Source organism: Desulforhopalus sp., from assembly GCA_030247675.1.
Taxonomy (GTDB): Bacteria; Desulfobacterota; Desulfobulbia; order Desulfobulbales; family Desulfocapsaceae; genus Desulforhopalus_A.
Genome location: JAOTRX010000007.1, coordinates 161,574 through 181,656 on the forward strand (window position 1 = coordinate 161,574; position 20,083 = coordinate 181,656).

The window sequence follows — 20,083 nt, forward strand, 5'->3', positions numbered from 1 at the left end:
AATAGGCTCACCGCTTGCCTCCTGAGGATTTTTTTAGCGATGTGTTGCGCCTCGATGCAGCCTGAGGGCCGTTACACTCCTTTCTTTGGTGGCGCCGATTGCCTGTTATCCCGGCCGTTTTGTCACTGTTTTCGGCTGCCGCACCTTTTCGCGGTTTGCGGTGGGTATCTTCCCTCCGGCCTGGAGTTGTCTGGTTGACTGCCAGTATCTGCCCCTGCAGATCCTCATGCTGGGGTTTGGACTTTTTCGGTTTTTTTGGTCTGGCCTTCATAGAGCGTGTTATGGGGACCGGATGGCTTGGAATAAAGCCAGCTACCACCTCGCGCGGCAGAAGCTTTTGGAGCAGCGTTTCTATTGCCGAAAGCAGAAGAACCTCATCGGCGCTGACCAGAGAAATTGCCACACCTTCAAGACCGGCACGCCCGGTACGGCCGATCCGGTGGATATAGTCTTCGGCTACTTTCGGGAGGTCGACATTAATAACGTGGGAAAGTTCACTGATATCGATGCCGCGCGAGGCAATATCGGTGGCGATCAGGACACGGATAGCATTTGCTTTAAATTCGGCAAGGGCGCGGCTGCGGGTTCCCTGGCTTTTGTCGCCGTGAATTGCCAGGGCCGTCACGCCTTTATCGGTGAGCCTTTGCGCCAGCCGGTCGGCCCCGATGCGCGTGCCGGTAAAGACCAAGACCTGTTGCCAGTCATTCCTCAGCAGGAGGTGGCAAAGCAATTCAGCTTTCTTGCTTTTATCAACTTCATAGATGATCTGTTTAACGGTCTTTGCCGCCGAGTTTCGGGGCGCGGCTTCTATGAGTAGCGGATGTTTCAGAAGTTTTTCGGCGAGGCTACGGATGGCATCAGGAAAGGTTGCGGAAACAAGGACATTCTGTCTTTTCCCCGGCAAAAAGTGAAGAATTTTGCCGATTTCGTCCAGAAAACCCAGGTCGAGCATCCTGTCGGCTTCATCGAGCACCAACATGTGCACCTGCTCAAACTTCACGGCGTTTTGTTGATACAGGTCCAGCAATCGCCCTGGAGTAGCGATCAAGATATCGACGCCGCCCCGCAGGCGCATCATTTGCGGATTGATTTTCACCCCTCCATACGCCACTGTGGTCTTCAGAGACAGATATCTGCCGCAGGCAGTAATGGCTTCAGCGATCTGTATCGCAAGTTCCCGAGTTGGCGCCACAATGAGGGCACGAATATGGTTCGGTCTGACCTTGCCGGGCCTGCCGGCGAGAAGCTGCAGCAACGGCACGGCAAAGGCGGCGGTCTTCCCTGTCCCTGTTTGCGCTGCCATCATGACATCCCGACCGGAGAGAATTGCCGGAATCGCCTGCAGCTGCACCTTGGTAGCGGCGGTAAATCCCTGATCGGCGAGCGCACGGAGGAGGTCATCAGAAATACCAAGAGAAACAAATGACATAAGGTGAACCACCATACCGGACTGGGAAGATTGTCGATTGGCTCGGATCCCTGCAAATGAAGACCTGAGCTGCGTTGTTTTGCTGACTATACCAGTCCACGTGTCAGACTCAATAGATATCGCCAGGGGGTTCCTGTTGCGACGCCGATCTTGCAAGGAGTGCGATTCTGAAACCGATTGTCCGGGCCTCTTTGTCTGGGGCAATGCTGCCTTAGAGCCGCGCCACCCCGAGAAAGACGGCATGCAGGGCGACAATGATGGCAATAAAGCCCGTGCGCGCAGCTTCAGGGCCAAGTCCTGGAAATTGGTACTGCAGCTGGCCGTGCGGGCAGCCGGAGATGCAGTCACCGCACAAAGAACAGTTCATTCCTGCCTTGCCGCTTGCAATATGCCCGGGGGAAAGGGCGCCATAGCGGCAGACCCGGGTGCAGAGTCCGCATTTGCAGCATTTCTGGCCGATACGAATGCGCCAAGGATTGATTTTGCCGAAGATATTGGCCAGGAGGCCCATGGGACAATAGGTGGTACAGTGGGTCATGATTCCGCTGCGCCTCGACCAGGTGAGCATGACGGCAAGGCCGCCCAGGCCAAAGGCTGCGGCGAGGGCAATGGCAAGCGTTGGCGGCTGACCGCTTTTACCGAGAATCGTTGCTGTGCCAAGGACCGCAAGGCAGAGCAGCCACCTCGCGTGCTTTGTCCAATCGGGGAGAGAGCCTGGTCGTTTTTTGTTGGTTGCCGCCAGGTTGTCCCAGGCGCCGATATAGCAAAGATGGCTGCACCAGGCCGGGCCAACTAAAACGAGGGTCACCGCAAAGAGGATGATCATAAAAAATCCCTCGCCACGGTACAGAGGGCCAGCGGCAATGAGGGCCGGTATCGGCAGATGGAGACTGCCGGTCATCAAAAACCTGCTGAAACCGATTAGCCCGAGGAAAAGCTGGAGGAAGAACACCGCCGAGAAGATTGTCCAGATCATTCGCCGCCATTTCCCGGAAATTTCCGGCTGGAGCATCTTGCCGGTGATCCAGGCGGCATAGATGCCCAGCAGGATGATCATAATCCAGCCTCCGCTTGGGAAAAAACGGTCAAGAAGAATGATGTCGAGAGATGTCTTGTGTTTGGCGATGGCAAGGCCGGCAAGGGTAAGGAGGAAGGCCAGTCCCTGGACCAGATCGTCGGTTTGGCCAGTACGGCGAGCTCGCAAGACATTCATCAGGGCAGCGCTCAGACAGACGAGGCTGACGAGCCCAAGTATTGCCGCTAAACGTAGCCATGGCAGGCCGAGGGCCATGCGCTGCTGGATAAGGCTCAAGGTGATGTCACCCCATAGCCAGGAACCGAAAGCTAAGAGACCTGCCAGGGCGAGACTTTTCCATGACAGCGGCGCAACCGCCAATAGAGCCGCGATCAGCCAGAATATCGCACCGCCGGGACTTCCCACCCGGTAGGCGTGAGCTGCGAGAAAAAGGATGCTCGGAAGGGTAAGTATTGTTGTCAGCATGGTTGTGTTGTATCTGAAAGATGTTGTCGGATCATTGATCTAAATCAATTTGCCGGAAATCTGCGCCCCGAGCGGTGAATACGGCCGGATGTTGCATAGGGGAAACATCCGCCAAGTAACCATTTGCCCATTGCTATTGGTATCTTGAAGAGTTCTCGCTGCCGCTCGGTGAGTTTTTGTACCCGCCAAGAAAACCAGCTTGACAATAACTGATCATGATGTGTACCTTATGTCCTCACACTTTTTACAATCAATTTATTGAGTCTGAAGAACATGGTCACTGCAAACTCGCCTCTAGCACTTCTTCTAGGTTATCCGCTGCCTGATCCCGTGGCTGATACGGAGGGGTTGTAGTTTGTCGTAATACACTCTGTTAGCAAAAAAGGCCACGGTTGAAAAACCGTGGCCTTTTTTGTTTCAGGTATTGAATTTTATGCCCAAGGAGAAAAGATGAAACCCGAATTAGTGAAAAAATACCGACCATATCCGCAGGTTAACCTGGTCGACAGGAAATGGCCGAACAAGACCATCGTCAAGGCCCCCACCTGGTGTAGCGTTGATCTGCGCGATGGCAATCAGGCCTTGATCCAGCCAATGAGCCTTGGCAGAAAGATGGAAATGTTTCATCTGCTCACCGAACTGGGCTTTACCGAGATAGAGATCGGTTTTCCCTCTGCATCCCAGGTGGAGTATGACTTTACCAGGGTGCTCATCGAGGGAAAACTGATCCCGGAAAACACCTGGATCCAGGTCTTGACCCAGGCGAGAGATCATTTGATTGCCAAGACCTACGCCTCGGTGGAGGGCGCCAAGAAGGCTATCGTTCACTTGTATAATTCCACCTCAACCCTGCAACGCAAGACGGTATTTAAGATGAGCCGCAAGGAGATCATAACCCTCGCCGTGCAGGGCGCAAGGTTGCTGAAAGAAGAAGAACGCAAATATCCGGAAACCACCTTCCGCTATGAATACTCTCCCGAGAGTTTCACCGGGACTGAACTGGAGTTTGCCCTGGAGATCTGTGAGGCGGTGATGGAAGTCCTCCAGCCCACCGCCAACAACAAAATCATCATTAATCTGCCAGCAACGGTGGAGATGGCCACGCCCAACATCTATGCCGACCAGATTGAGTGGTTTTGCTCGCATATGGCCGGTCGCGAGTCGGCGATTATCAGTCTCCATGCCCACAACGATCGGGGCTGTGCGGTCGCTGCCACCGAGCTGGCGCTGCTTGCCGGTGGTGAGCGTGTCGAGGGCACCTTGTTCGGTAACGGCGAGAGGACCGGCAATGTCGATATCGTGACGCTTGCCCTGAATATGTTCTCCCAGGGGGTCGATCCCGAGCTTAATATTCATGATATTAACCGGCTGGTTGAAGTCTACGAGCGTGTTTGCGACCTGCCGGTGCATCCCCGTCATCCGTATGCCGGGGAACTGGTGTACACCGCTTTTTCCGGTTCTCATCAGGATGCAATCAACAAAGGGATGCATGCCTATGAGGCCTCCGGAACCGGCCTCTGGGAGGTGCCCTATCTGCCGATTGATCCTTCCGATGTTGGGCGGACCTACGAATCCATTATCCGGATCAACAGCCAGTCCGGAAAGGGCGGGGTTGCCTACATTATGGAAAAAGAATTCGGTTTCCGCATGCCCAAGGCCATGCATCCCGAGTTTGGCAAGATCATCCAGGTCGTTACCGACAAAGAAGGACGCGAATTGGCGCATGGCGAGATCTACAAGGCCTTTGAAAAAGAGTATCTCACCGCGCGAACCCCCTACGAACTCAGGGCGTTTAACGTTATTAAACGGCATGTCAGCGCCGATGACCAGGCATCCTACGCCGATGTTGAGGCAACCCTCCTGATCAACGGCAAGGAGGTGACCGTTGCCGCCTCGGGGAATGGTCCGCTCGACGCCTTCTGCACGGCAATGAAGGAAGGAATAACCGGCGAATTCAAACTCTGCAGTTATGACGAGCATGCCCTGGATGGTGGGTCGAGCGCCAAGGCCGCGGCATATATTGAGATAGAAAAACCAAATGGCACGGTAAGTTGGGGGGCAGGTGTCGATACCGACATCATTATCGCTTCTATCAAGGCGGTTCTGAGCAGTCTCAATCGGCAGTAATGGCGCTCTTTCTGGTCCGGGGATGTGGTATGACGTGGATTTGGGCACTGTTGGCACATTCAGCGCCCGAATCCCTGGCTGATGAACTATTAACTTTTGTTCGACTTTCCCATGCCGGTATATGAATTCCAGGCCCTCGATAAAGCGGGCAAGAAGATCAAAGGCATCATCGACGCGGACAATAGCGCCCAGGCAAGAACGCGTCTTCGGTCTCAGGGTAACTATCCGGTTGCAATAGAGGAAAGCAGAGAAAGGGCGTCAGGGGCCAGGAATCTCCGGCCAGGGCTCGGCTTGTTTGAACGAGTAAGTTCGCAAGAGATCAGCTCGATGACCAGACAGCTGGCGACACTCGTCGGGGCGGGCATTCCTTTGGTGCAGGCCCTTGGATCAATGGTCGAGCAGGCACGCAATCCTGTCCTGAAAAAAGTGGTAGCCGAGATTCGCGCCGGAGTGAATGCGGGCAATACCCTGACAGCGGCTCTTGCTGCCCATCCTCGCTATTTCCCACCGATTTTTGTCAATATGGTACGCGCCGGAGAGGCCTCCGGCTCCCTTGATGTCGTGCTTGAACGGCTTGCCGACTTTCGGGAGAAACAGGAGATGCTGAAAGGAAGGTTGCGGGCGGCCCTGGTTTATCCGGCATTTATGGCGGTCATCGGCACGGCCATCCTGTTTTTTCTCCTCACCTATATCGTGCCGAATATTATCCAGGTATTCAATGAGATGGATCGGGTCCTGCCGACGCCGACCCTCATTCTGTTGTCGCTCAGCACTGCCCTAAAGGATTATTGGTGGGGCCTTGTGGCGATTATCGGTAGTACCGTTTTTGTCGCCAGGCACTATGCCAATACTGCTCGTGGGCTGAGATTATGGAATACTGTGCAGCTGCGTTGCCCAATTATTGGCCCGGTGATTCACAAGATCATCCTGGCCAGATTTGCCGCGACCCTCGGCAGTCTTCTGGAGAGTGGGGTGGGGCTGCTGACCTCCATGCAGATCGTTCGCGCCCTGGTTAATAACGTCCAGGTGGCTGAGGTTATCGATGTTGCGATGGAACAGATCGAAAAGGGCCAGAGCATGACCGGGGCCTTATCAGCCTCGCCCTGGTTCCCACCAACCCTCGTGCAGATGGTGGCCGTGGGAGAGCAAAGCGGCAGCCTTGAGAAGATGCTGAAGAAGGTTGCCGTTGCCTACGAAAGGGAGGTGGAAACGGCGATCGTGGCCATGACCTCGCTGCTGGAACCGATCATGATCACCCTTATGGGTACGGCGGTTGGCTGTATTGTTTTGTCCATCCTTCTGCCGATCTTTGAAATGAATCAATTGATCAGGTAAATCCTCGATATAGTCATGCCAGGCTACCACGGCAGCAGGGACCTTCGGCGTACCGTCCATGTTGCAAGTTGCTGTCGCAAAGCGTAGAAATCTCGGCTATGCTGCACACAGTTGCCGGCGTGGCTATCTTCCGGCTTTTCCCAATTTCAACTGAAGGCATTTTGTCATGAATCATTTGCCAGTGTCAGGTTCAGCACCCGTAACTCGTTGTAAGGAGGGTGGTTTTACCCTGATCGAGCTCCTTGTTGTCCTGGTTATCATTACTATCCTTGCCGGGTATATCGGGCCGAAGATCATGGGCCATCCGGAGGAAGCCAAGAGAACCAAGGCCGTTATTCAGATCCAGGCCCTGGAAACCGCCTTAAAGATGTATAAAAACGACAACGATGTTTATCCCTCCACCGATCAGGGACTGCAGGCCCTGGTGGAAGCGCCCACCTCCGGCAAGCTTCCGGCCAAGTGGCGCAAAGGTGGCTACCTGGAGCGAAACAAGGTCCCGGCCGATCCCTGGGGGCATGCCTTTATTTACCTGGCACCGGGAGTGAAAGGCGATTTTGATCTCAGCTCCCTTGGCGCCGATGGCGAGCCGGGCGGTGACAATTCCGCCAAGGATATCAATAACTGGGAAATTGAATAGCCTTGACTGGAGAAAATGCCCGCCGCATCCCCTGGAACCCTTGGAACGGGAAGGGGTTTACCCTCATCGAGCTGCTGGTGGTGTGTGCCTTGATCGGTCTTATGGCAGCTGTCAGCGTCCCGGCATTGCGCGATGTCTTTATGAGCGATCCCTTGAAAAAGGCGGCGCGCAAGACCATCGGTTTGGTCAATGGCCTGCGCGAATTGGCGCTCCGCAGCGGCCAACCCTTCTTCCTGTATATCAGCCCCTTGCAGAATCGGCTGTGGTTTGAGCAGGATCCCAAACCGCCGGAGGACAATCGCGCCCAGGCGACAAACCTGCAGCTTCCCCATGGCGTGCGCATTGAGGAAATAGTGACCGCTGGCCATGACCTCTCCGCCGAGAAACAGGTGGCGGTGTGGATTACCCGCCAGGGCTTCATGCATCACACCACCATCCGTCTGGCAGATACCCAGGGCAATGCCCTGCATTTGCAATTTTTCCCCCTGGTCGATGCTGTTCAGGTGTCCGATCCGGCCGAAACAGCCGTCCCTTAAGGTCATGGGCATGCAAAACGGCAAGAATCTTCTCTGGCCTGCTTTCCAAGCCTCTACGAGAATGGGGGGATTTACCCTTCTTGAGGTGCTGATCGCCATGGCCCTCATCGCCATTGGTCTGGTGAGCCTCTTTGGCCTACAATCGTCAAGTCTGTCCCGGGCAATGGAGGCAAAGTTTAATAATATCGCGCCGCTATTAGCATCGGCAAAACTCGCCGAAGCGGAGGACGGGGAAATTTCCATGGCCGGCGAGAACGGCGATTTTGGTGATGATTACCCCGGATATACCTGGCACATCCTCGTCGAGGATGCACAATTTCCCGAAAGAAAACCTGCCGCAATTCTGAGGGGCAGGTTGCAGCGTGTCAAGCTGACGGTTTCCCAGAACGACACGAAATTCTTCTACACCCTCACCGCCTATGTGCCGCGTAAACAGCAATAGTGTCGGGAATCCCCCCGCCGCAACAAGGCACCACCAAGGCTTTACCCTGGTGGAAGTGCTCATTGCCGTATTCATCTTCTCCTTGGTGATGGCCTCGGTATATGGCGCCTATAGGGCCACCTTTGCCGTCGTCCACGGCTCCGAGCACGAGGTGATGCTTGCCGATCGGGGTGGATTTATCCTTTCCCGCCTCAGTGACGACCTGGACTCTTTGGTCCTCGGCAAGAATAGCTATTTACGCGGCGAAGAGCACTCTGTCAGCGGGGCGAGGAGTGACAGCATTGCCTTTCTCTCCAGTGCCCGGATTATCCTGGGCAAATCCGACCTGCCGCAGGGCCGTTTGCTGATCATCTATACCGCCGAGCCGGATGACCGGACTGGCCTGCTGCAGCTGTACCGCACCGAGACGGAGGTCTTGCCCGGGGTCAAGCTGGGCGAGGGCCCAAGCCGAAAGCATCTGTTGGCAAGCGGCTTGAAAGAGGTCCGTTTCGTCTATCAAGATGAAGGCGGGAGCCATACATCCCATTGGCAAAAAGGCGGAAATGACGTCGACCAGGGTCAGGAGACAGCGGTGCTTCCGGCCAGGGTCGGGGTGGAGCTGTTCTTCCCGAAAAAGGCTGCCGAAAAAAAGATGCAGATATTCAAGACCATCGTCAATATAGCGCAGCAGGATCTGCGGTGAGCGGGCACCGATGACAGGTATAAGGAGCAACGAAAAAACGGGGCGACTCGGCACCGATGCACCGCGATGGAGTCTGCGGGACCCGTGGCGGAATCAGCGCGGCATGGCCCTGCTCATCACCATCATGGTCTTGGCCCTGATGGTTGTTATAACCATTCAGTATCACAAGACTATATGGCAAAAGTATTCGGCATCGCATACCCGGAAGGTGGCCACCCAACTCAAAACCATTGCCGGGTCCGCGGTACAGATCGGTTGCGCCCTTCTCCGGTATGATGGAACGGCTGCTACCGTGGATTCCTTTCTTGATCCCTGGGCAAGCGTCTGGGAAGATGATTTTCATGGTCTCTTTCCCACTGGGGCCATGCACCTGGAGATTATCGATTTGTCCGGGCGGCTCCAGGTCAACTCCCTGGCGGCGACCAAGGGCGGCAAGGGCACCAAGACTGCCGGTCAGGGCAGGAATGCCCAGAACGGATCCCAGGCCATCTTGCTGCGGCTCCTCCAGTCCGGCGCCTTTGCTGTTGCCGATGAAACGCAGGCACGGCAAATCGTCGATGCCCTGGTTGATTGGCTCGATACCGATGAGCGGGAATCCGACCATGGCGCCGAGAATAGCTATTACCGGTCGCTAAATCCTCCGTACAGCTGTAAAAACGGCCCAGTCGAATATATTGAGGAACTGCTGCTGGTGAGAGGCATGACCCCGCAACTGCTGTTCGGCACCGGCACGACCAAGGCCCTGGCCGACTATCTGACGGTTTTTGGCGACGATGGCAAGATCAATATCAATACCGCCCCACGGCTTTTGATCAAAAGTCTTGACCCGCTCATCGGCGAAGAAGTGCTTGATCACCTCGATGCCTATCGCCGTGATCCCAAACATGCCGAAAACCTCGGAGATCCCCAGTGGTATAAAAATATCGGCGGCTGGCCAAGTGATAGTATGCTATATGACAAGATGCTGACGACGCAGAGTGTTTTCTTTCAGGTGACCGGCGCCGGGCGTCTTGATGCAAGCGAAAAAAAGATGACCATCGTCGTTGAACGGGTCAGTGGAGGAAGATTGAAGCTGTTATCGAAGAATGTTGATTAGGCTGTATGGGAGAAGCATTGCTTTGTCTTGATATCCATGAGGAGATGGTTGTCGCCGTCGCCATAGAACACAGGGCTGGAATTGCTCGGATCCTTGGCTGTGTCGAGGCCGATACCGTCCGGCAATCCTTCACCGCGGCCATGGACCAGGTGAAACTGCAACTGGGCAATATACCGGGGAAATGCTCCATAACCCTTGGCGCCGAGCTGTTTTCTTTTCGCAACCTCTCCCTACCCTTTACCGATAAAAAGAAGATCGACCAGATCCTCCCCATGGAACTGGCCGAGCAGACCCTGGCAGAAATCGACGATCTGGTTTTCGACTATATGGTGGCGAAAACCGGGGCGCAGGGGGCGGAAATTGTCGCGGCGATGCTTGACCGGGCTGGTCTCGCCGAGCGCCTGGCCGTTTTGCGGGCGGCCGGGCTTGAGCCTGACAGCATCGGGGTCAGCGGCCTGGGGCTTGTTGCCAATCTACTTGGTTCAGGCGAGGAGAGTTTTGTGTTTCTCGATATAGACCGCTCCTGGGCAACACTTTTTCTGGTGCGGCAAGGCCGGTTGGCGGCCATCAGATCCCATAGCAGAGAAAGGAGAGAAGGCGGGCAAGATGCTACCGATGCGGAACTTAACCTTTTCATCAAGCAGACCCTGCTAGGTTGCCGCATGCCCGAATTGCGCCGGCCCGGATGTGTGGTGTATCACAATGGTATTCTTCCGTATTTGCCGGTTCTTGGCGATTTTGTGGTGAAAAATTATCCGGCGGACCGCCATGCCCTGTCGCAGAGAAATTACCCGACCCCCGGGACCTGCCGCCCGGAACGTCAGGCGCGAGCAGCTGCCGCTGGTCTTTTTCCGGATACTAAAAACGGTTTTAACTTCTGTAAGGGAGAGTTTCGCAGGGGAAAAACCTTTGGCGATTACCGGCGCCGACTTCTGGTGTTCGGGGTTCCTGTTCTCCTTGTCCTTATTGCTATCGGCATTTACTACCGTCAGGATTACCGGGCCCTTGCTCGTCAACAGGAGGTCTTGAAACAGCAGATAGCCGAGGTGTTCACCAGGACAGTACCGGCGGCGACGCGGATAGTGCATCCCGTTCAGCAGCTGCAGGTGGCCATCAACGAGATCAAAGCAACATTTCGACCGGGGGGAATTTCCACGGAGAGATTATCAGTGGTCGACTTGCTGGCTGAGATTTCCGCCCGTATCCCCATTGCCAGCAAGGTAAAGGTGGTTCGGCTGGTGGCCGATGCCGAGACCCTGCAGGTGAAAGCGGTTACCGGCGATTTCAATACGGTTGATGTTGTTCAGAAGGAGCTGAAGAAATCACCGATTTTTAAAGAGGCGATCATCAGTTCGGCAAGTCAGAACCCGCAGGGCGATGCGGTGAGTTTTGAATTGAAACTGGTACTGGCCGGGAAATAGCCCATGTTTGATTCGTTTAATAAAATTGATCTGATGAAGATCAGGAAGATCTCCGGTATCGATAGTCTCTCGGTCCGGGAAAGGTGGGTGCTTTTTGCCGGACTGGGTTTTATCCTCTGTTTTCTTGCCTTTCAGCTGGTTGTGGCGCCTTTTTTTGAGGCCAGGGCTAATCTCCAGCAGGCTGTTGAACGCAAAAAACAGGAGCTGGTAAAAATTACCGAACTGCAGCAGGAATACCGAACTCTCAGAAAGGCAGAGGGCGATGTGAAGGCCAGGATTGCTGCACGTGAACCGGGCTTTGCTCTCTTTACCTTTATTGACAGGCAGGCGGAAAAGGCCAGGGTCAAAAAGCAGATCAGCTATATTAAGCCGTCAACTTCATCGGGAGAAGCCGGCCAGGCACTTCCGGAAACCGGCGCCGAACTGAAATTGCAGCAAATCACCTTGGAGGCCCTGGTCAATTTCCTTCTCCTTGTTGAATCGGAAAAGGATGTGGTCTTTATCAGGCGGATTTCCATCCAGGAAAACGGCAACGGCCAGGGCTATCTGGATGCGGTTCTGCAAATCGTCACCTTTCTGAAAGCGTCATGAACAAGGTGTCCACCCATTCTGTATGGCGTATTGCCGGATACCTGGCTTATGGCCTGGTGCTGTTCGTTCTGTTGCTGTTTGCGCGGTTTCCGGCCGACAAATTTAAACAGTACTGTGAAAATCGCCTTGGCGGCTTGGTGTCCGACACTGCCTGTACCATTGATCGAATTGAGTACCGCATGCCCTTCACCATGATTTTCACGGGGATACATGTACGGAGTGTCACCGAATCCCGAGCCTCGGGCCTGACTGTTGACCGCCTGGCGATTTCTCTGGATTCGTTAAGGTCCCCTGAGGCAATAACCCTTGCTGGAGACTTGTATGGCGGGCAGATGTCCGCCCGTCTGGCCGCGGGTGATTTGTTTTCGGGGAAAATCGTCATGAACGATATCCGCCTTAGAGATCTCAATGCGGCGGCCCTGCAAAAGGATCTCGGTCCTGTTGATCGGAAAATCAACGGGACACTCAGTGTTAGCGGCAGATATCAGGCCGCTGTTGCCGATTTCACCGGGGGCATCGGTGAGGGGCGGGTGGAGATGGCGGCGGGGACCGTGGCACTACTGCAACCGGTGCTGTCGCTGAGTCAGATCGATTTTTCCCATCTGAGCGGAAATATCAGCTATGAAAAAAACAGGCTGACAGTCAAGGATGGTGTACTAAAAGGTTCCGATCTGGCAGGAGATTTTTTCGGAGAGATAATTTTGGCAAAAAGGTCTTCCCAGAGCGAATTGCAGATGGGCGGCCGGCTTGTTGCGCAAGCGGCATTTTTGCAGGCCCATCCCCAGGAAGAGAAGATGCTGCAGGCAGTCATGAAACGTTATAACATGACGGCTCTGCCTTTCAGGGTTGGCGGTACCCTGGATACCCCCATATTCAGGCTCGGTAACTGACTTGGCCATGGCGACTCGAATGCACGCGATAGTTACACTCCTTGTCATAACCCTGTGCTGCATCGGCATTGTCGAAGGCGGCTATAGGGGGCTCGAATATCTCATGGCAAGGGCGACAGCGCAGCCGGCAAATGTCCCGGCCAGAGCCGGTGCGGCAAACATGGCGGGCCAGGCAGGGACTGGCAAAAAACACGATCACCGGATTATCCTTGCCCGCAACCTCTTTGGGGCCATACCCGGAAATGGCGCTGGCGGGCTTGCTACTGAGGCCCCTGATACCCTTGCGGCAAGCGGTCTTGGAATTGTTCTCATGGGCACAATAGGTGACCACGAGGGTGGCGACCGGGCGATCATCCTCGACCAAAAGACCGGCAAGCAGCAGATCTACCGGCAGGGTGATACGCTCCAGGGAAAGTCCGTTAGAGAGATCCGGCGCGGTAAGGTCATTTTGACCGCCAATGGCCGCGACGAGGTACTTGATATTAGCGAGGCGGCAAAACTGCGATCGATAGCAAATGCGGCCAAGGCTGCCGTGCTGCCTTCCAAGTCGCAAGGTCTCAATGAGGGTGAGGTGGCGGTAGAAAATCCTGCCGGGGATGAGGGGCAAGTCGTCGATTTACAAAAACAACCCCACTCCGAGGGGACTGTGGTGACCGGTCAATCCGGCAAAAGAATCATTCGTCCGGTAATTATCAGGCCGCAACGGCCTTCGGAAAAAGATTGATAACACATTTTCAGATATTTCTGACGTTTAATAGAGCGGAAGGGCAGTGAAGATATGAGCAGGTTGCAAGGAATTTTCATCGGCATGATCACCATTGGCCTTGGCCTTGGGGGAACCAACACTCCCTTTGCCGAGGATCTTCCCCGGCCGCTTTCGGCAAGTGTCCTGGAAAAGGACAGAAACCAGGACACAGCCAAGGGCAGGTCGATAGTTATTGACTTCGATAACGTCGATATCCACATCTTTATTAAATATATAAGTGAGATAAGCGGCAAAAACTTCGTTGTCGACAAGGCTGTGCAGGGCAACGTGACGATCATTTCGCCCACCAGGATCTCGGTCCAGGAGGCCTATAAGGTATTCGAATCGGTTCTTGAGGTGCACGGTTTTACCGCGGTGGAGACCGGGTCAATTACCAAGATTCTGCCCTCGGCAAGGGCACGATCGCAGAATGTTGAGATGCTGCAAGCCGGTTTGTCGTCCAGCCCCGGCGACAAGGTAGTGACCCAGCTGGTACCGCTGAAACACAGTTCTCCCGAGGACTTGAAGAAAATCCTCACCCCCCTCGTTTCGCAAAGCTCCGTTATCATCTCCCACGGACCATCGGGGATGTTGATTATCACCGAGACCCTGTCAAATATCCAAAAGCTGCTGGGCATAATCGAGGCCCTGGACATCCAGTCGCGGGAGGATGAGGTCGCGGTAATCCCTTTGAAAAACGGTTCGGCCGAGGCGCTTGGCAAGATCTTTACCACCATCTACCAGCGGGATGGGATGCAGAAAAAGGCCGGAGAAGAGGGCCTTGCCACCGGCACCATCAAGGTGGTCCCCTATGACCGGGTGAACGGCCTGATCGTTATGGCGAGTGCCAGGGATATGGCGCGGATTCGCAGCCTTATCGCCACCCTTGATAAAGAGGTCGCCCGGCCGGAAGGCAATATCCATGTGTATTATTTACAGAATGCCACCGCGGTTGAACTGGCGAAGGTGCTCGGCACCCTGCCGGAAAAGCAGGGGGGTGACGATCCGGGCAAGACCAAGGCCGCGGCCATCTCCAAAGATGTGCGGATCCTCGCCGACGAGGAAACCAACTCCCTGGTTATCACCGCCGCTAAAGATGAATACGCGGTACTCGAAGATGTCATCAAAAAACTCGATATCCCGAGGCGCATGGTGTATCTGGAGGCCCTTATCCTTGAAGTCGACGCCGACAAATCCTTCGATGTCGGGGTGCAGTGGGCGGCGGGTGGGACCTTCTCCGCCGATACCGGGGCTCTGGTCGGCGGATTTGCCGGAGAGGCAGGCTATGATATGCTCGGCGGGATCAACAGCGAGGAGCCGAAGTTGCCGGCAGGCTTTTCCTTAGGGGTGTTGAAGCAGGGAATCAGGATCGGCAATGTCACCTTCCCAAATATCGCTGCCATCCTTCGCGCCTATAAGACGGATACTGACATCAATATCATTTCCACCCCGCAGATCCTTACCACCGACAACAAAAAGGCCGAGATCTCGGTTGGTGAAAATGTGCCATATATCACCAGCCGCAACACCACCGCCAGTGAGCAGGATTACACCCAGTACGAATATAAGGATGTGGCGACGAAACTGTCGATCATCCCCCATATCAACCAGGCGGGCAGTCTGCGTCTGGAGATTGCCACAGAGGTGGTGCGGATCAAGGAAAACAACGCCGACACCCCGACGACCTATAAGCGAACGGCAAACACCACGGTGGTCTTGAACGATAAGGATACGGTGGTCATCGGCGGCATTATCGGCCATGATTCCACAGAAAACGAATGGAAGATCCCGGTTCTTGGCGATATCCCGGTCCTTGGCTGGCTGTTTAAAACCCACAGCACGACCAACGCCAAGACCAATATGTTTATCTTTATCACGCCACGGATAGTCCGCAATCCCAGCGAGTTGGCGGCAGTGACTGCCGCAAAGCAGGAGGTAATGGGTGGGGCGATGACCGATGCCTCCCAAAAAGACAAGGCGCAACAGATCAACCAGCTGCTGGCCGAGGCCTATGAAAACTTGCAGGCTGGCAAGCTGGAGGAGGCAAAAGGATTGTTGCAGAAGGTGCTGGATATCGACCCGCAAAACCCCTTTGCCCTGATGAACATGGCGGTCATTTCTGAAAAAGAGGGCAAGACGCAACAGGCTCTCGCCCTGTACCGGGCGGTCATTGCCCAGGGTTCGGCGGCGGTTGCCGGTACGTCGAGCGACTCCGGCAAGAGGGGTGCAAGCCTTTTGGAGATAGCCCGGGAAGGTATCGAACGTCTTGAAAAGAATGGGGTTTCCCAGTGAAAATCCGAGCTATTCCACCGAAAACAAGCTTCCGGCAGGGGCTGCGCCGTACAGACCGATGAAAAAACTTGGTGAAATATTGATTGAAGGGGGGCTGTCGCCGGCAGCCGTTGAGCAGGCCTTGACAAGCCAACAGGAAAGCTCCCATCTGCTGGGCGAGATCCTCATTAAAAATGGCGATATCGACGAACTCGCGGTGTTGACTGGCCTTGGAAAACAGTTTGAGATGCCGGTGCGGGCGGCCTTGCCGGTTGAGATAGATACCGGGTTTACCGCCCGAATCCCCATCGGCTTTTTGAAAATGCATCATCTGGTACCGGTCTTTAGCGGTGCGGAGCGTTATCTGGCGGTGAATAATCCCTCGTTATTTCATGCGGTTGACGATGTGCGCCGGCTTCTTGGCAATCCCTCCTTGCCGCTGGTTTTGGCCCCGGTTGCAAGCATTCTCAAGGCGATCAACTACGCCTACGATATGACCCAGACCTCGGCGGATGCCGTCATGCAGGATATCGACGATGAAGACCCGCAACGGCTGTTCACTGAGATCGAGGAAGTTGGCGATCTGCTTGACGATACCAGCGATTCGCCGGTCATTCGTCTCGTTAACCTGATGTTTTCCCAGGCGATACGGGATAACGCCTCGGATATCCACATCGAGCCCTACCAGGGCCATCTGAAGATCCGCCAACGCCTGGACGGCATTCTCTATGATATGCTCAGTCCCCCGAAGCATGTTCAGCCGGCCCTGGTGTCCAGGATAAAAATCATGGCTAAGCTGAATATTGCCGAAAAGCGCCTGCCCCAGGACGGCCGCATCGAGCTGAAGGTTGCTGACCGGGAGATCGATGTGCGGGTTTCCACTCTGCCGACCGCCTTCGGTGAGCGGGTGGTACTGCGCCTCCTGAAAAAATCATCGGTTCTCCTGTCCCTTGCCGACCTCGGTATGCCGGAGGACCGGCTCCTGCCATTTTCCAGGGCAATCCGTGCGCCAAACGGCATCGTTCTGGTCACCGGACCGACCGGTTCGGGCAAGACGACGACCCTCTATGCCGCTCTTTCGGAGATCAATACCACCGACATCAATATCATCACCGTCGAAGATCCGATCGAATACCGGATAAACGGCATCGGCCAGGTGCAGATCAATCCCAAGATCGATCTCACCTTTGCCTCCGGTCTCCGGTCGATCGTCCGCCAGGATCCGGATGTTATCCTCGTCGGTGAGATCCGCGACATGGAGACCGCTGAAATCGCCATCCAGTCGGCCTTGACCGGCCATCTGGTTTTTTCCACCCTTCATACCAACGACTCGGCCGGGGCCATCACCCGTCTTCGGGATATGGGGATCGAGCCCTTCCTTATCGCCTCTTCGGTTAGCGCCATTCTTGCCCAGCGGCTGGTGCGGATCATCTGCCCGCACTGCAAGGAGGAATATCTGCCGACGGCGGCGATGCTCAGCAGCATTGGTCTCGATCCAGTCGCCTGCCAGGGGCGGCCCGTGTATCGCGGCAGGGGCTGCGATAAATGCCTGTATACCGGCTACAAGGGCCGCTGCGGCATATTTGAGCTTCTGCTCATGACCCAGGAGATGAAGGCCCTGGTTTTACGGACCTCGGATGCCAATCAGATCAAAAAGATGGCGGTAGAAAGCGGCATGGTGACCCTGTCGGGCGATGGGGCAATGAAGGTCCTGCAGGGGATCACGACGATTGAGGAGGTATACCGGGTGTCCCAGGCATAGGGGCCCGGAGGAGTGATTTGATGAGCAGGTATTCTTGGTGGCATTCTTTATTGGCAAAGGCCTCGCTGGCCCGTGTATTGGCGAGCGGAGTTTTTCTGTTGCTTGTCAATGTCCTGTTTTGTTCGGTCGGCATTTCTCCCAGCCGGGCGGAGGGTATTCGTGGTATTTACGGCCTCGCCGCTGAAAATCTCGATGCAACTCTGCCGCGCATCAAGGATGCTCATGTCACCAGCGTGTTTGTCGCTCCCCACCAGCCATCAATTGCACATCTGAAGCAGGAAGGCGTCAAGGTTTTCTTGACTCTCAACGCCTTTGGCGGCAGGGAGGGGTGGGACAAATATCCCGATTCGGTGCCGGTCACAGCTTCCGGGGAAGCCATATCGCCCAGGCTCGGCGGGATATGCCCAAGCCATCCCGCCTGGCGTGCCGACCGTTTGCGCCTTCTTGCCGCCTGGCTGGAGCAATTCGGCGATACCGAGGAAGGAATCGACGGGGTATGGCTGGATTTCATCCGCTATCCCGGCCACTGGGAGTCGTCCAATCCGGACATCCCCGATACCTGCTATTGTCCTCGGTGCCTGCAGCTGTTTCAGACTGAAAAAGGGGTGGCTGTTCCGCAAGGCTTATCGGTCAGGAGGGCCGCCGAATGGATTCATATCCAAGCCGAAGAACAATGGCGACAGTGGAAAAAGGAGCAGATCGTATCCTTTGTCCGGGATGTGCGCGCCCTCATTGATTCATCCCAGGGCGGTGGAAGGATCAAACTTGGCGCCTTCCTCGTGCCCTGGCGGCAGGGGGAACGCGGTGGGGCGGTGCTTGCCGGTCTGGCCCAGGATGCTCGGCAGCTGGCGCCATACGTCGATGTCTTTTCGCCCATGGTCTATCATCAAATGCTTGGGCAAAACCCTGGCTGGGTCCGGGATATCAGTGAATACTTTCACGATGTAACCGGCAAGGCGGTATGGCCGATCGTTCAGGCCGGGCAGGTTGAGAGGGAGGAATTTGCCGAGGCGGGGCAGGCGGTGAGGGCGAGCGGCGCCGAAGGGATGCTGGTCTATACCCTTCCTGCCATGCAACAGCATCATTGGCTGACTCTTGGGCAGTTTCAGCCGCTTCACAACCTCCTGCCCAATCCGCAGTTCCGTGTAGCCTCCGAAGACAGTAGTGGTCTGCCGGAGTTCTGGAGGTATCGGAGAACCTCGCCGGCCATCGGCGATAAATACTTGCTGCAGCCGGCAACTGCCCAAAAAAACGGGGCCTTGGGGCTTACCGCGGGGATTGGCCATCTGGCCCAGTGGAGTACCGGCATTGCCCCCTGCGAGCCGCACAAAAGCTATCATTTTTCCGGGGAATTCTTCCGCGACGACCACAGCAATACCGCCTATCCGGAGGTAGTCATCTGGGGGCAATCCTACCGGCTGAACACCCATCGTCTGCAGGGGCAATATCAAAAACTCGACCAGGCGGTGCAATGCCCGGATACAACCGAGCCGAGGGACAACGCCTTTCTCTTTAAGAACACCTCTCCCGGCATAACCTTCTGGCTGCAGAACCCGCAATTACGAGAAGATACACCCCGCTGGATAGACAAGAACAAGGATGTGGACAGCGGGTTTTTCCCCATCGGGGTCTATGGTGGCAGTCTCGACAACATCGGCCTCCAGAAAGAGATGGGGCTGAACAGCACAGTCCTGCCGATGGAGGAGAAGACCGTCGATGCCTGTATCGCCCAGGACATGCATTGCCTCCTCGCCGTTCCGCGCGATCCGGAGAAGCTGCTCCTCGCCCTTCCTCCCCTGGAAAAAAAGCTGGCGGCCGGCCGCTTCAGTTTTTATGTCAACGACGAACCGGAAATCCACTCCTTTCCGCCGTCAAAGGCCCAGGATATTGCCTTGGTCCTCCGCGACCGATTCCCCGGCAAATCAACGTCCATGGCAGTGGTGCGGCCGCAGGGCATTCCCGCATATGCAGGCGGCGCCGATTATTTCATGCTCGATCAATATCCGGTACCGTCCATGCCCATGACCTGGCTGGCCGACTCCATGGATGAAGCGGCGGTCTACGTCGGGAAAAATCGTCTGCAGTCGGTAATTCAGGCCTTCGGCGGTGTAAAGCACGCTTCTTCCGGATGGCCGAGATTACCGACATTTGCCGAGATGAATTGCCTTGCCTTTTTGTCGGTCATCCACGGCAGTCGCGGCATATATTTCTTTAGCTGGGACGAGATTACCGGCGACAAGGGCGGCAAGAGCGAATTTCAGGAGGTCGTTGCCCGGCTGCAAAAGATGCTTGCCTGGCTGCAGCTGGCAAACCTGGAGCAAGCGGTGGCCCTTACCATGACCTCGCTGAATAGACTGGATCCGCTGGGAAAACCGGCAGTTCATTGTGCCATGAAGGAGACCGATGCCGAGCAGATGGTGCTCTGCGCCAATACCCTGTCAACCTATACCAGCGCTGCCGTTACCGCCAAAAGGAGCGGCAGGGCGATCTGGCGGGAATATTTCGATGACAGTAGGGTGGCCTCAACCGACTCGGTGCTGCACCTGGATTTTGCCCCGCTGGAGGTAAAAGTCTTGGTCAGGGAAAAATAAGGAAAGGTGGCAGCCATGTGTTTTTCC

At 55.5% G+C, this 20,083-nt stretch carries 16 protein-coding genes; 14 read left to right on the forward strand and 2 right to left on the reverse strand.

The genetic code is table 11. The annotated features are described in order from the left end of the window. Nucleotides 1-7: 7 nt before the first annotated feature. A complete protein-coding gene (locus OEL83_15515; protein ID MDK9708451.1) occupies nt 8-1,429 on the reverse strand; it encodes a DEAD/DEAH box helicase in 1,422 nt (473 codons plus the stop codon). A 211-nt stretch (nt 1,430-1,640) separates the two neighbouring features. Continuing rightward, entirely contained in the window at nt 1,641-2,930 is a 1,290-nt protein-coding gene (locus OEL83_15520) for a 4Fe-4S binding protein (protein MDK9708452.1), read from the reverse strand. 450 nt (nt 2,931-3,380) lie between these two features. Here OEL83_15520 and leuA point away from each other — a divergent pair, with 450 nt between their 5' ends. From leuA to OEL83_15590, 14 genes are all read left to right on the forward strand, one after another. After that, on the forward strand, nt 3,381-5,057 hold the full coding sequence (gene leuA / locus OEL83_15525; protein ID MDK9708453.1) for a 2-isopropylmalate synthase: 1,677 nt from the start codon (nt 3,381-3,383) through the stop codon (nt 5,055-5,057). A gap of 111 nt (nt 5,058-5,168) precedes the next feature. Next, nucleotides 5,169-6,392 (forward strand): type II secretion system inner membrane protein GspF, encoded by a 1,224-nt coding sequence (gspF, locus tag OEL83_15530; GenBank protein MDK9708454.1) that lies wholly within the window; start codon nt 5,169-5,171, stop codon nt 6,390-6,392. Nucleotides 6,393-6,573: 181 nt separating this feature from the next. Next, nucleotides 6,574-7,029 (forward strand): type II secretion system major pseudopilin GspG, encoded by a 456-nt coding sequence (gspG, locus tag OEL83_15535; protein MDK9708455.1) that lies wholly within the window; start codon nt 6,574-6,576, stop codon nt 7,027-7,029. 2 nt (nt 7,030-7,031) lie between these two features. Next, nucleotides 7,032-7,565 (forward strand): prepilin-type N-terminal cleavage/methylation domain-containing protein, encoded by a 534-nt coding sequence (locus tag OEL83_15540; GenBank protein ID MDK9708456.1) that lies wholly within the window; start codon nt 7,032-7,034, stop codon nt 7,563-7,565. Between the two features lie 10 nt (nt 7,566-7,575). Beyond that, nucleotides 7,576-8,007, forward strand: coding sequence for a prepilin-type N-terminal cleavage/methylation domain-containing protein (locus OEL83_15545; GenBank protein ID MDK9708457.1), 432 nt, complete (start codon nt 7,576-7,578; stop codon nt 8,005-8,007). Then, the gene (locus tag OEL83_15550) at nt 7,985-8,689 is read left to right on the forward strand and encodes a prepilin-type N-terminal cleavage/methylation domain-containing protein (GenBank protein ID MDK9708458.1); all 705 of its coding nucleotides are present in this window, start codon (nt 7,985-7,987) and stop codon (nt 8,687-8,689) included. Before OEL83_15545 ends, OEL83_15550 begins: the two co-directional genes overlap by 23 nt. 10 nt (nt 8,690-8,699) lie before the next feature. Next, the gene (gene gspK / locus OEL83_15555; GenBank protein ID MDK9708459.1) at nt 8,700-9,785 is read left to right on the forward strand and encodes a type II secretion system minor pseudopilin GspK; all 1,086 of its coding nucleotides are present in this window, start codon (nt 8,700-8,702) and stop codon (nt 9,783-9,785) included. Between the two features lie 5 nt (nt 9,786-9,790). Further along, nucleotides 9,791-11,206, forward strand: coding sequence for a type II secretion system protein GspL (gspL, locus tag OEL83_15560; protein ID MDK9708460.1), 1,416 nt, complete (start codon nt 9,791-9,793; stop codon nt 11,204-11,206). 3 nt (nt 11,207-11,209) lie between these two features. Continuing rightward, nucleotides 11,210-11,797, forward strand: coding sequence for a type II secretion system protein GspM (gspM, locus tag OEL83_15565; GenBank protein MDK9708461.1), 588 nt, complete (start codon nt 11,210-11,212; stop codon nt 11,795-11,797). Beyond that, nucleotides 11,794-12,687, forward strand: a complete 894-nt coding sequence (gene gspN, locus OEL83_15570) for a type II secretion system protein GspN (GenBank protein MDK9708462.1) — start codon at nt 11,794-11,796, stop codon at nt 12,685-12,687. Before gspM ends, gspN begins: the two co-directional genes overlap by 4 nt. 19 nt (nt 12,688-12,706) lie before the next feature. Continuing rightward, nucleotides 12,707-13,411 (forward strand): hypothetical protein, encoded by a 705-nt coding sequence (locus OEL83_15575; GenBank protein ID MDK9708463.1) that lies wholly within the window; start codon nt 12,707-12,709, stop codon nt 13,409-13,411. Nucleotides 13,412-13,465: 54 nt separating this feature from the next. Next, complete coding sequence (gene gspD / locus OEL83_15580; protein ID MDK9708464.1) at nt 13,466-15,724, forward strand: type II secretion system secretin GspD; 2,259 nt, start codon at nt 13,466-13,468, stop codon at nt 15,722-15,724. Further along, the gene (gene gspE / locus OEL83_15585) at nt 15,708-17,465 is read left to right on the forward strand and encodes a type II secretion system ATPase GspE (protein MDK9708465.1); all 1,758 of its coding nucleotides are present in this window, start codon (nt 15,708-15,710) and stop codon (nt 17,463-17,465) included. Before gspD ends, gspE begins: the two co-directional genes overlap by 17 nt. A 20-nt stretch (nt 17,466-17,485) precedes the next feature. Then, nucleotides 17,486-20,056, forward strand: a complete 2,571-nt coding sequence (locus OEL83_15590; GenBank protein ID MDK9708466.1) for a hypothetical protein — start codon at nt 17,486-17,488, stop codon at nt 20,054-20,056. Nucleotides 20,057-20,083 lie beyond the last annotated feature (27 nt).